General features: G+C 68.5%; 14 protein-coding genes. 4 read left to right on the forward strand and 10 right to left on the reverse strand.

Annotated features, from left to right (window positions below; all coding sequences use genetic code 11):
* Position 1: 1 nt before the first annotated feature.
* From ACSFA2_RS02140 to ACSFA2_RS02150, 3 genes are all read right to left on the reverse strand, one after another.
* Positions 2-1,438 (reverse strand): MFS transporter, encoded by a 1,437-nt coding sequence (locus ACSFA2_RS02140; protein WP_435453655.1) that lies wholly within the window; start codon positions 1,436-1,438, stop codon positions 2-4.
* A 79-nt stretch (positions 1,439-1,517) separates the two neighbouring features.
* Positions 1,518-2,348 carry an urease accessory protein UreD gene (locus ACSFA2_RS02145; protein WP_435453656.1) on the reverse strand — a complete coding sequence of 277 codons (831 nt, stop codon included), beginning with the start codon at positions 2,346-2,348 and terminating at the stop codon, positions 1,518-1,520.
* Positions 2,349-2,374: 26 nt separating this feature from the next.
* Entirely contained in the window at positions 2,375-2,896 is a 522-nt protein-coding gene (locus tag ACSFA2_RS02150; protein WP_435453657.1) for a nucleoside deaminase, read from the reverse strand.
* Positions 2,897-3,035: 139 nt separating this feature from the next.
* Between ACSFA2_RS02150 and ACSFA2_RS02155 the strand changes: the two genes are divergently transcribed.
* From ACSFA2_RS02155 to ACSFA2_RS02165, 3 genes are read left to right on the forward strand one after another with little or no spacing between them, the layout of a single operon-like run.
* On the forward strand, positions 3,036-3,644 hold the full coding sequence (locus ACSFA2_RS02155; RefSeq protein ID WP_435453658.1) for a sulfite oxidase-like oxidoreductase: 609 nt from the start codon (positions 3,036-3,038) through the stop codon (positions 3,642-3,644).
* Entirely contained in the window at positions 3,641-4,405 is a 765-nt protein-coding gene (locus tag ACSFA2_RS02160) for an FAD-binding oxidoreductase (protein ID WP_435453659.1), read from the forward strand. The genes ACSFA2_RS02155 and ACSFA2_RS02160 overlap by 4 nt, the downstream gene beginning before the upstream one ends.
* Before the next feature lie 34 nt (positions 4,406-4,439).
* Positions 4,440-4,832 carry an OsmC family protein gene (locus ACSFA2_RS02165; RefSeq protein WP_435453660.1) on the forward strand — a complete coding sequence of 131 codons (393 nt, stop codon included), beginning with the start codon at positions 4,440-4,442 and terminating at the stop codon, positions 4,830-4,832.
* Between the two features lie 4 nt (positions 4,833-4,836).
* Here ACSFA2_RS02165 and ACSFA2_RS02170 read toward each other — a convergent pair whose 3' ends face one another.
* From ACSFA2_RS02170 to ACSFA2_RS02180, 3 genes are read right to left on the reverse strand one after another with little or no spacing between them, the layout of a single operon-like run.
* Positions 4,837-5,265 (reverse strand): VOC family protein, encoded by a 429-nt coding sequence (locus tag ACSFA2_RS02170; protein WP_435453661.1) that lies wholly within the window; start codon positions 5,263-5,265, stop codon positions 4,837-4,839.
* Entirely contained in the window at positions 5,262-6,242 is a 981-nt protein-coding gene (locus ACSFA2_RS02175; RefSeq protein WP_435453662.1) for an isopenicillin N synthase family dioxygenase, read from the reverse strand. The genes ACSFA2_RS02170 and ACSFA2_RS02175 overlap by 4 nt, the downstream gene beginning before the upstream one ends.
* Positions 6,243-6,256: 14 nt before the next feature.
* Positions 6,257-7,282, reverse strand: a complete 1,026-nt coding sequence (locus ACSFA2_RS02180) for an ABC transporter substrate-binding protein (RefSeq protein ID WP_435453663.1) — start codon at positions 7,280-7,282, stop codon at positions 6,257-6,259.
* 331 nt (positions 7,283-7,613) lie between these two features.
* Between ACSFA2_RS02180 and ACSFA2_RS02185 the strand changes: the two genes are divergently transcribed.
* Entirely contained in the window at positions 7,614-8,618 is a 1,005-nt protein-coding gene (locus ACSFA2_RS02185; RefSeq protein WP_435453664.1) for an isopenicillin N synthase family dioxygenase, read from the forward strand.
* Here the strand turns inward: ACSFA2_RS02185 and ACSFA2_RS02190 are convergent.
* The 4 genes from ACSFA2_RS02190 to ACSFA2_RS02205 all read right to left on the reverse strand — a co-directional run bounded on the left by ACSFA2_RS02190 (position 8,605) and on the right by ACSFA2_RS02205 (position 11,900).
* Entirely contained in the window at positions 8,605-9,171 is a 567-nt protein-coding gene (locus ACSFA2_RS02190) for a hypothetical protein (protein WP_435453665.1), read from the reverse strand. The two genes, ACSFA2_RS02185 and ACSFA2_RS02190, sit on opposite strands and share 14 nt — an antisense overlap.
* 67 nt (positions 9,172-9,238) lie before the next feature.
* A complete protein-coding gene (locus ACSFA2_RS02195) occupies positions 9,239-10,009 on the reverse strand; it encodes an ABC transporter permease (RefSeq protein ID WP_435453666.1) in 771 nt (256 codons plus the stop codon).
* Positions 10,009-10,875: an ABC transporter ATP-binding protein gene (locus tag ACSFA2_RS02200; RefSeq protein WP_435453667.1), complete on the reverse strand. Its 867-nt coding sequence runs from the start codon at positions 10,873-10,875 to the stop codon at positions 10,009-10,011. Before ACSFA2_RS02200 ends, ACSFA2_RS02195 begins: the two co-directional genes overlap by 1 nt.
* On the reverse strand, positions 10,875-11,900 hold the full coding sequence (locus ACSFA2_RS02205) for an ABC transporter substrate-binding protein (protein WP_435453668.1): 1,026 nt from the start codon (positions 11,898-11,900) through the stop codon (positions 10,875-10,877). The genes ACSFA2_RS02200 and ACSFA2_RS02205 overlap by 1 nt, the downstream gene beginning before the upstream one ends.
* Between the last annotated feature and the right edge of the window lie 94 nt (positions 11,901-11,994).

The following is an 11,994-nucleotide window of genomic DNA, read 5'->3' on the forward strand; positions in this document are numbered from 1 at the left end:
GCTACGAACGGTCGACGTTGCCGATGCTTCCCAGTGGCGGCGCAATGTCTTCCAGCGATCGCCGCTCCGCATTCACGCCCCAACGCAGCGCGATCAGCCCGGCCCCGATCACCAGCGCCGCGCCGATGCCATAGCCCACGGCGACCGCGCCGCGGCTGCCGGTGTCGATCAGGACGCCGAAGAGCCAGGGCGCCACGAAACCGCCGGCCCCCGTGCCTACCGCGTAGAACAGCGAGATCGCCAGCGCACGCATCTCCAGCGGGAACACCTCGCTCACCGTCAGGTAGGCCGAACTTGCGGCGGCCGAGGCGAGGAAGAACACGGCCGACCAGCACAACGCCTGCGTCAGCGCGGTCAACCAGCCGGCCATGAAGGCTGCACCGGTCAGCGCCAGGCCGACGCCCGACAGCGTGTACGTGACCGCGATCATCCGGCGCCGCCCGATCCGGTCGAACAGCGGGCCCAGCAGCAGCGGCCCGAGCACATTGCCGAGCGCGAAGGGAAAGATGTACAGCGCCACGCGGCCCGCGGGCACGCCATGGAAGCGCGTCAGCACCAGCGCGTAGGTGAAGAAGATGGCGTTGTAGAAGAAGGCCTGCGACACCATCAGCGCCAGGGCGACCGCGCTGCGCTGCCGGTAGCGCCGGAGCAGCACCTGTGCCACCTGCCGCATCGACGGCGCTGCTTGGCGCACGAAGCCCAGGCGCTCGGTCACCGGCGCCAGCGGCCCGTGCTGCGCCGCCACCTCGGCCTCGATGCGTTCCATGATCGCGTTGGCCTCGTCGGCGCGGCCGTGCGCGATGAGCCAGCGCGGGCTTTCGGGCACGTCGCGGCGCACCAGCAGGATCGCGACCGCGAGCAGCGCGCCCAGCGCGAAGCCGGCGCGCCAGCCCCACACGGGGCCTAGCACGCGCGGGTCGAGCAGCACCAGGCTCATGCCGGCGCCCAGCGCAGCGCCGACCCAGAAGCTGCCGTTGATCGCCAGGTTGACGCGACCACGCACCCGCGCGGGTATGAGCTCGTCGATGGCCGAGTTGATGGCCGCGTATTCGCCGCCTATGCCTACGCCGGTCATGAAGCGGCAGAACGCGAAGAAGAGGAAGCCCGGGGAGAAGGCGGTCGCGAAGCTGGCGACGGTGTAGACCGCCAGCGTGATGAGGAACAACTTCTTGCGCCCCCACCGGTCAGCCAGGCGGCCGAACACCAGCGCGCCGACGACCGCACCGCCGATGTAGAGCGAGCCCGCACCGCCGATCTGCGCGGCGCTCAGACCGAGCGTGTCATCGCGTTCGAGCACACCGCCGAGCGAGCCGACCAGCGTGACCTCCAGCCCGTCGAGCACCCACGCCACGCCCAATGCGATCACCACGCGCCAGTGCCAGCGCGACCACGGGAGGCGGTCGAGGCGGGCGGGAATGTCGGTGTGGACAGCAGTCATCGGCCGAGCCACTGTGAGCCGTTGCGCGTGTCCACGCTGTCGGCGCAGGGCTCGCCCGGCGCGTCGTCGCAGGCCTGCGCTACATCGACCAGATGCGCGGCGCCGCGCTGCGCAACTGCCACAGCTCGGCGCGCCAGGCCTGCCACACCTGCCGCAGCAGCTGCATCGCGGGTTCGACCACCGGCGCGAGCACGCGCAGCACGACCACTTCGGCATGTGGCGCGGTGGCGCCCGCGCTCATCGCCAGCGGATGCACATCGGCCAGTGCCCGCGCGCTGTCGAGCAGCGACGCGCGCCGTGCCTTCGAGATCGGCGCGCCAGCCACGAAGAAGAGCGACGCGAGGCAGCGCTGGCCCGCCAGGCCGATCGGGCTTTGCAGCAGGCGGCGGTCGGCAGCGTCGATGCGGCCGCGTTCGAGCCACACGCCCGGCACCTCGATGTGCTGCAGCAGGCCGCCGCGTTCGAAGGGCAGGCCGGCGTTGGGCAGGCCGAGAGCGGTCACGTCCCAGCCCATCAGTTCGGCACCGGGCGCGAGTTCCATCCGCAGGCGATTCTCGGCCTTGCAGCCGCTGTAGCAGAGCGCTTCGAGCGGCAGCCATTCCAGGCGTGCATCGGCTGCCAGCGTGATCTGGGTGCGCTGCACTGCGGCCTCGCCTTCGGAGCGGTAGAAGCGCGTCGCACCCGGTGTGGTGATGAGGCCGTGGCTGCCGGCCGCGCCGGTGATGGCGATGTCCAGCGTGTCACCGCCGACCAGGCCGCCGGGCGGGTGCACCAGCACGTTGTGGCAGACCGCGTCGCCTTCGGGGTAGAGGCTCTGGAGGATGCGCAGCGGGCCGTCGTGACGGAAACGTGCGACGCTGCGTTGTTGTTCGGCGCTGTAGTCGAGCGCGAGTCGGGCGTGCCAGGGCATGCGGGGAGTCTATCGGCGGCGCAAGCTCAATCTTTCCAGGCGCCTTCGTGCGCCGCGCTCGCTTCGCCGATCAGCGCGGGCCCGATGCAGTCGATCGGGTGTGGCGAGGTGGCGAACACGTCGCGGCAGGACAGCTCGGCATCGCGCTGGTCGCTATGGCCGCCGCGGAACAGGCGCAGGCGTTCGGCGTCGATGCCGAACACCACGCGGCCGATGTTGGCCCAGAAGATCGCGCCTGCGCACATCACGCAGGGCTCAGCCGACGAGTAGAGGGTAGCGCCGGCCATCACCTCCCGGCCCGGGCGTTTGGCGGCCAGCGCGCGGATGGCGGTGACTTCGGCGTGGCCGGTGACGTCGCCGGTCTCGGCGCTGTTGCAGTAGCCCTCGGCCAGCACCTCGCCCTCGGCGGAGACGATGACGGCCCCGAAGGGCCGGTTGCCGCGCCGCCCGCCGGCATGCGACCAGAGGATGGCCTTGCGCAGATAGCGGCCGTCGCGTTCGTCCAGGGTGACTTCGATGGGGTGGGGGAGGGTGTTCTTGGATTTCATGGCTCGGATCGGTACATGCAGGACACATGCCAATATGAACCTGCTGCCAGGTGTCGGATGTGGGCCGACTGCTACTTTGGAGGCGCAGCGCCTGCCGCCGTGCGGCGCTACCATGGTTCTCCCATCAAGGAGTTCGACCATGGCCACCCGAGGCTTCACCGGACGACGCCCGAGCGCTGCTTTCGCGAGCCGCCTGCCGCCGGGGCAGTTCGAGACCGACGATTTTCCCGTTCTGTCCAAGGGGCCGACGCCGCGCGTCGACCTCGCCACCTGGCGCTTCACGCTCAGCGACGGGCCGAGGCCATTGGCCAGTTGGACCTGGGACGAGTTCGAGGCCCTGCCGCGCACCGTGTGGCAGGGCGACATCCACTGCGTCACCACCTGGTCGAAGTTCGACACGACCTGGGAAGGCGTCACCATCGACGACCTGCTCGCGGCAGCCGGCGTGGCGGCGCCCAGCGCCTACACGCTCGCCCTCTCGCACGACGACTACGACACCAACGTGCCCGCCGCCGATCTGCTCAACGGCCGCGCGATGGTCGCCACCCGCTTCAACGGCGCGCCGCTCGCCGCAGAGCACGGCGGCCCGGCGCGGCTGCTGGTGCCGCACCTGTACTTCTGGAAAAGCGCCAAGTGGATCAAGGGCCTGCGCTTCACGGCGCGCGACGAGGCCGGGTTCTGGGAGCTGCGGGGCTATCACCTGCGCGGTGACCCGTGGAAGCAGCAGCGCTACTCGGACGACCCGTGAGCGGCGCGCCGCCGTCGCCCCCTTCGTCGCCCGCTTCCTCGCCGTGGCACGACGCGGTGGTCGAGCGCGTCGCGGTGCTCACGCCGCGCATCGTCAGCGTGTTCCTGCGCGCGTCGTTAGACCCCGGGCTGGCCGGCCAGCATCTGGTGGTGCGACTCACCGCGCCCGACGGCTATGCCGCGCAGCGCAGCTATTCCATCGCTTCCGCGCCGGGTGCGATGCCGATCGAACTCATCGTCGAGAAGCTCGAGGACGGCGAGGTGTCGCCCTTCTTCCACGAGGTGGTGGCGGCCGGCGACCACCTCGAGGTGCGCGGCCCGCTGGGCGGGCATTTCGTCTGGCGCCCGGCTGATGGCGGCCCGCTGTTGCTGGTGGGTGGCGGCTCGGGCGTGGCGCCGCTGATGGCGATGGTGCGGGACTGGCATGTGTCCGGTGCCGACGTGCCCTTGCTGCTGGTGGTGTCCGCGCGCACCTGGGACGAATTGGCGTTTCGCGACGAGCTGATCACGCTGCAGGCGCGCGCGCCGCTGCTGCGCTTCGTGGCGGTCACGACGCGCGACACGGCCCACCGGCCGGGCGACCTCGTGCAGCGGCTCGACAGCGCGGCGCTGCAGCGGCTGCTGGGCGTCTGGGGCCATGTGCCCGCCCATGTCTTTGTCTGTGGTGCCAACCGCTTCGTCGAAGCGGTCGCTACCGGCCTGCTCGACGGGGCCGTACCCGCCGGGCGCATCCGCACCGAGCGCTACGGTGGCGCGGGCTGAGCATCTTCTCGACATCTATTCATCAGGAGACCCCATGAGCATTTCAGTCCGCCGTGACGGCACGGCAGGCACCCGCCACACGGTGCGCATCCGCAACGAGGCCTTCGCCACCGACGTGACGCAGCCCGACGGGCAAGGCGCCGCCACGCCGCACGACCTGTACGACGCCTCGCTCGCAGCGTGCAAGGCGCTCACGGTGATGCTCTATGCCCAGCGCAAGAACATGCCCGTCGAGGACATCGAGGTGCTGGTCGACCGCGACGACAGCGAGGAGCGCAAGGGCATCTACCGCCTCAAGACCTCGCTGCGCGTGACGGGCATGCTCGACGACACCCAGCGCGCCGAACTGCTGCGTGTGGCCGCCAAGTGCCCGATCCACAAGCTGATGACCGAGACCACGACCGAGATCGAGACCGGCTGGGCTTAAGCCCTCAGACTGGCGGCGGCGCCGGCGCCATGCCGGGTGGCAGCGACGCCGCGCTCACGCGGAACACGTGCTGCTCCGGGTCGCTCAGCACGGCCTGCCACTGGCCGTAATAGGTCGCGTACGGCGCCTTCAACACCCGGCCGCCGGCTGCCGTGGCGCTGCGCACCGCAGCATCGACCGCTTCGGGCGTGTCGAGCATGAAGGTCGCGTACGCCGTCACCGGCGGCATGGCCGCGGTGTCGGGTGCGCGGTCCGCCAGGCCGAGCAGCGCATAGGCCGGTGCCGCGTTGAAGCCGAACTGCACGCCCTCGTGCTCCAGCGCGCGGTAGATGGGCGAGCGGCTGTGCACGGCCTCCGGCCAGCCGAGCAGCCGCGCATAGAAGGCCATCTGCGCCTGGACGTCGCGGCACAGCAGGTTGAACCACAGCGTCATGCCGCGCCTTCCGCCACCGCTTGCTTCTGCAGGCCGTAGGTCTTGCGATACATCTCCTGCAGATGCTCGCCGGCCGTGCAGGGCGTGTAGCGCGGCGCTTCGCCGGCGGGCACGGTGCCGGGCACGGGCACGATGCGCGCGAGGTACTCGGGCTCGTAGAAGAAGGGAATGGAATAGCGCGCGGCGCCGCCCGAGAAGGTGTTGCGCACCCGGTGCGGGTTGGAGTGGTACAGCCCGTTGGTCCAGCGCGGGATCATATCGCCGAGGTTCACGACAAAGGTGCCTTCCATTGGCGTGGCTGCGACCCAGCCGCCGTCGGGCATCTGCACCTCCAGGCCGCCGTGCGCATCCTGCGCGAGGATGGTGACTGCGCCCCAGTCGGTGTGGGCGCCGGCGCCGAAGGTGCGCTCGTCCGCGCCCTCGGGATGCGCCGGGTAGCGCACCATGCGCAACGTGACCATCGGGTCGTGGCAGGCCGCGTCGAAGTAGTCCTCGGGCAGGTCCAGCGACAGCGCCATCAGTTGCATGAGGCGCAGCGACAGGACGTTCATCGCGTCGATGTAGGCCTCGCAATGCGCGCGCACGTCGGGCAGCTCGGCCGGCCACTGGCTCGGGCCGTAGGTCTGGTAGCCGGCCTTCGCGTAGGGGTGGTCGGCCGGCCAGTCCATGCCGCAGTAGAAGCTCTCCTTGAGGTCGGGCTTCATCGCGGCGTCGAGCGTCTGCGCGCCCAGGCCTTCGTAGCCCCGCATGATCGGCGAATGCCGGATCGACAGCGCCTCGCGCCGCTCGATCGGCAGCGCCATCAGCCGCCGCGTGATGTCGAACTGGCGCTCGACCATCGCCGCGTCGATGCCGTGGTGGCGTACGTAGAAGAAGCCGGACGCCATGGCCGCCGAGCGGAATTCGCGCGCCACCTCGGCAGTGCGCGGACCGCCGGGCACCAGCGCGTCGCGCAGGTCGATGACCGGGATGCTCATGACGCGTCGCCGCTTCAGGCCTTCAGCTGGCGGTCGGCCGCCGACGGCAGGAACTTGTCGGCGAAGAAGTCGGCCACGGTCGGCGTGCTCTTCAGGCCGAAGGCCGCCACCGTCTCGTCGATCGTGGCCTGCAGGCGTGCGGGGGTGGCGGCACCCCAGCCGTTGGTGCGCACGTCGGCGGTCTTCATGGTGCCGTCGACGATGAGCTGCAGCCGCTCGGTCTCGATCTCCTGGTTGGCCAGCGGCTCGCGCGTTTTCACGGCCGCGCCGCCAGCCTTCGGGTCGGCAATGCACTCGATCCAGCCGCGCGTGGTGGCCTTCACGAAGGCGCGCATCGCGTCGGCCTGCTCCATGCTCTTCGCGTTGGCGACCAGGCCGTTGCCGTACGACTTCATGCCGAAGTCGGAGAAGCGGAACACGGTGAGGTGCTCGGGGCCCATGCCGCGCGCCTTGAGGTTGAGCAGGCCGGTGAAATAGAAGTAGGCCGAGGCGTCGAAGTCGCCCTTGACGAAGCGCGTGTCGCCGATATCGGGCGACACGTTCTCCCACTTCACGCCCGAGGGGTCGAAGCCCTGCGCCTTGGCGAATACCGGGAACAGTTTGCGCGACGCATTGAAGGGCTGGCCCAGGATGGTCTTGCCCGCCAGGTCGGCCGGCTTCTTGATGGCGCCGTCCTTGCGCACGATGATCGAGTTCGGGTTCAGGTCGTACTGGATCGCGACCGCCTTGAGCGCGGCCTGCGGGTTGGCGACGTTGAACTCGATCATCGACGACAGGTCGGCCGACGCCACGTCGTAGGCGCCGCTCGCCACCAGGCTGATGGCCGCCGTCGAGCCGTTGCCGGTGTCGATGGCCACGTCGAGACCCGCGTCCTTGTAGTAGCCGCGCTGGTGCGCGAGCAGAAAGCCGGCGCCCGAGGCCTCGACCTTCCAGCCGAGGTTGAACTTGAAGGGCTTGAGCGAGCCCTGGGCGCGGACGAAGGGCGTGGCGGCGACGAGCGTGCTCGCGCCGGCGGCGCGGAGGAGGGAACGGCGTTGCATGGAATGCTTCCTTTGGGAGAACTGCGATGAACGAGCAATTTCCGGGCGGGCGAGCCGCTGAACGCTTCTACTCTGCGTTGGCATTTGCATGATCCGTGCCATTCGATGCGCAGGCGGCAAGGCCCGGCGTGCACCACGGCGCAGCATCGCCGCCCCAGGCAAGTTCGACTGCGCCAGAGGGTCAAAGCGGAAGTCTTTGCCAGCGCGGCCCTGACGCGGCATCATCCGGACCCGAGAGTAGAAGCGTTCACCAGCCAGTCGCGTTTGCGAGAAGACCTTCAGGGGTTGGCAGGAAATTGCTCTTGAAGTTTTCAACTTTCAGGACCAAGACATGACCGCTGCAACGACCCCCGTCGGCTACGACCTCACCGAGCTCCAGAGAGAAACGCGCATGGGCGCGATGGGCTCCCTCAACACAACGCGCGAGATCCGCCGCATCGACCTGTCCGACTTCGAGGCCCGCAAGGTCGAGATCGCCGACCAGCTCTGGGAGGCCGCGATCGACGTCGGCTTCTTCCAGCTCGTCAACCATGGCATCGACCTCGGCGAGATCCGCGGCGCCTTCGACATGGCCGAGCGCTTCTTCGCACTGCCCGAGAGCGTCAAGCGCCAGTACCCGCTGAAGAAGGCGCTCAACGCCGGCTGGGAAAGCCGCGCCCAGGTGCGGCCGTCCACCGGCACGCCCGACCAGAAGGAGAGCTACCAGATCACCCGCCCGCACATGGGTGACCTCTTCCCCACCGAGCAGGAACTTCCGGGCTTCGTCGAGAAGATGCTGGGCTTCGAGCGCCAGAGCTGGGAGATCGCCATGCGTGTGCTCTCGTGCTTCGCCTACAAGCTCGGCTTCGACGACGCGTTCTTCACCCGTGCGCACGACCAGGGCCAGCCGAGCTACCAGAGCACGCTGCGCCTGCTGCACTACTACGCGATCCCGGCCGACGTGCAGGACAAGCTCGACCTGTGGCGTGCCGGTGCCCACACCGACTTCGACTGCCTCACGCTGCTGTACCAGCGCCAGGGCCAGGGCGGCCTCGAGGTCTGTCCGGGCAAGGAGATGGACGCGCAGGAATGGACGCCCATTCCGCCCGACGGCGACGCCATCACCTGCAACATCGGCGACATGCTGATGCGCTGGAGCGACGACCAGCTGCCGAGCAACTTCCACCGCGTGAAGAACCCGCTGCCGGGCGAGTACATGGGCCCGCGCTACAGCATCGCCTTCTTCGCGCAGGCCAACCGCGACGCCATCATCGAAAGCCCCGGCAAGACGCACCCGCCGATCACGGCCGGTGACTTCCTGAACCAGCGCGTCGCGGCGAACTTCAAGGCGTACTGAGCCGCAGCACCTGCCCGTCGCCGATGAAGGCCTCGCCGACGAGCAGGCGAAACGCGAGCCCCGGCTTCAGGCGCGGCAGCGCCGCTTCGGGCGCCATGAATTCCACCGGCAGCGTCTGCAGCGTGCCGCGCCGGAATGACCGACCCGGCCCGACCTGCCAGCGCACCGAGAAGCCTTCGTTGCCGATCACCAGCGCGCAGTGGTGCAGGCCCTCGGCGATCGGGAGGTCCTCGGCCGGAACGCCAGCGGGGCGCAGGGTCAGCTCGACCCAGACATGGGGCGCGAAGGGCATGTCTTCGCGCAGCGGCGGAGTCGGTGCCGTTGCCATATCAGCTGCCGCTTTCTTCAGGGCGCGCGCGGCGCGCATGCGGTTGACCAGCCAGGCAATGATGTTGCCGATGATCGGGATCCACAGCAGCATCAGCAGCGTGCCGACATCGCGCTGCGTGCTGCCGGGTGCCGACAGGTGGCGCAAGGCCGCGCCACCGAGGGCGACGCACAAAAGGATGACGACGATGAGTCGACGGCGGGCTTGGATCTGGGTCAGTGGCATGGAGCGATGGTCACGGCGGGAGCCCGCACTGTAACCATCGCCGCCATCACGTGCGACCAGGCCGCGCCTATTCGCCCTGCGAACCCCGGTGCGCCCAGCCGGTGGTGCGCTTTTCGATGATGCTGAACAGCTCGTACATGCCCATCGCCATCGCGCCCACCACCATCAGGCCGGCGAAGGCCAGGCCCATCTGCATGGCTGAGCCGGCCGAGATGAGCAGGTAGCCGATGCCTTCGTTCGCGGCGGTCATCTCGCTCACCGTGGTGCCGACGAAGGCCAGCGTGATCGCGACCTTGAGCGATGCGAAGAAGTAGGGCATGGAGCGCGGCAGGCCGATCTTCATCAGCACGTCCCAGCGCTTGGCGCCCAGCACGCGGAGCACGTCTTCCAGCTCGGGTTCGAGCGTGGCCAGGCCGGTCGCGATGTTCACCATGATCGGGAAGAAGCTGATCAGGAAGGCCGTGAGGATGGCCGGGCCGACGCCGATGCCGAACCACACCACCAGGATCGGCACGAAGGCCGCCTTGGGCAGCGCGTTGAAGGCGGTCATGAGCGGGTACATGGCCGCGTACGCGAGCCGCGAGCTGCCGATGACGAAGCCCAGCAGCACGCCCACCACGATCGCCAGGCCGAAACCCGCCATCGTCACCCAGAAGGTGCGCCAGGCATGGCCCGCGATGATGGTCTTGAACTCCCAGAACTGCTCCCAGATGCGCGACGGGCTCGGGAAGATGAAGTCCGACACACCGAAGCCGCGGCAGACGATTTCCCACAGCAAGAGCACGGCGATCAGCAGGAACCAGGGCGACCAGCGCTCGATCTGTTGGCTGTTCTTCATCATGAGGCGGCTCCTGCGGCCGCCGTTTGCGCCTGGCTGATGCCTGTGTTCCGGATGGCGCCGATGTGGCCGCGCAGTTCGAGAACGATGTCGGTGAACTCCTTGGTGTAGGTCACCTCCAGCTCGCGCGGGCGTGGCAGTTCGATCTCGCGCTTGACCACGAAGCGGCCGGGCGACTTGCTCATCACGTAGACCGTGTCGGCGAGGAACACGCTTTCACGCAGGTCGTGCGTGACCAGGATCACGTTGAACTGCTGCTCGGTCCAGAGGTCGCGCAGGATGCACCACAGCTCCTCGCGCGTGAACGCGTCGAGCGCGCCGAAGGGCTCGTCGAGCAGCAGCATTTTCGGCTCGTGGATGAGCGCGCGGCAGATGCTCGCGCGTTGCTGCATGCCGCCCGAGAGCTGCCAGGGGAACTTGTCTTCGTAGCCCGCGAGCCCGACCTTCTGCAGCAGCTTGCGTGCGCGCTCGACGTATTCGCGGCGCTTGGCCTTGAAGTTCGAGCGGTAAGGCTCGACGATCTCCAGCGGCAGCAGCACGTTGTCGACCGTGGTGCGCCAGGGCAGCAGCGACGGCGCCTGGAAGGCCATGCCCGAGATCTTCAGCGGGCCGGTGACGGGCGCGCCGTCGATGCGGATCTTGCCCATCGACGGCATCTTCAGCCCGGTCGTGAGCTTCATGAAGGTCGACTTGCCGCAGCCCGACGGGCCGACGATGGCGATGAATTCGCCGCGCCTGACCTTCAGGTCGATCGCCTCGACCGCGAAGTGGTTGGCGCGCAGCAGCTCTTCGTTGTAGGCGAGCCAGACGTCCTGAAAATCGACGAAGGGCGCGGAAGCGGCGACAGCGCCGGCGGTATCGCCCATCACTTCTTCAGGATGTTGAGCTCGGCGGCGCTCGGCAGCATCGAGCCGTTCCATACGGCCTCGGGGTTCACGCGCGACTTGGTGTTGAACGCGTCCGACACCTGCGAGGCCATCAGTGACAGGCGGCCGGCGTTCACATTGCCGAAGCCTTCGGACTTGGCGTCGGGGCTGTTGATCACGGTGTCGATGGCCAGCTGCAGGCGGCGCGTCTCGAGCTTGGAATCGATGATGCCGTCGCGCGCCTTCACCGACTCGATCGCCACGGCTGGGTTGGCGATGACTTCCTTCGCGCCCTTGGCGAAGGCCGAGAGGAATTTCTTCACCGCTTCCGGGTTCTCCTTGATGAGCTTGGGCGACGCGATGATCACGTTGCCGTAGAGCTTCACGCCGTAGTCGGGGTAGGGCAGCACCACCACGTCCGACGCCTTGGCGCCGCGCGCTTCGAGGTTGAGCAGCGAGGTGAAGGTGAAGCCGGTGATGGCGTCGATGTCGCCGCGCATCAGCATGGTTTCGCGCAGCGTGGGGTCCATCGCGGTCCACTGGACGGCGCCGATGTTGTTGGCCTTGGCGAAGATCGGGAAGGCGCGGCGGCCAGCGTCGAACACCGGGGCGCCCAGCTTCTTGCCCGCGAGATCGGCCGGCTTGGTGATGCCGCTCTTCTTGAGCGCCATGACCGAGGCCGGTGTGTTGTTGTAGACCATCATCACCGCGACCGGCTTGTTGGGCGCGTCGGGGTTGTTGGCGTGGAATTCCATCAACGCGGCCAGGTCGGCGAAGCCCATCTCGTAGGCGCCTGAAGCCACGCGCGTGACCGTGCCGCCCGAGCCGTTGCCGGCGTCGACCGCCACGTCGAGGCCCGCGGCCTTGAAGTAGCCCTTGGCGGCCGGGTGTGTGAAGAGGGCGGCGGGACCTTCGAAGCGCCAGTCGAGCTGGAACTTGATCGGCGTCTGGGCGTGCGCGGCAGGGATGCCGAAGGCGAGCGCCGAGGCGGCGAGGAAGGACTGGAGCAGGTGGCGCTTGTTCATGAACGGAGTCTCTTGCAATGGAATGTCACCGATTCAAGCAATATCGGTGCCCGCACGCCATTGGTGCGAACCTCCATCCTGTCCCAAACAGGTG

Source organism: Variovorax cryoconiti, assembly GCF_051216395.1.
Lineage (GTDB): Bacteria > Pseudomonadota > Gammaproteobacteria > Burkholderiales > Burkholderiaceae_C > Variovorax.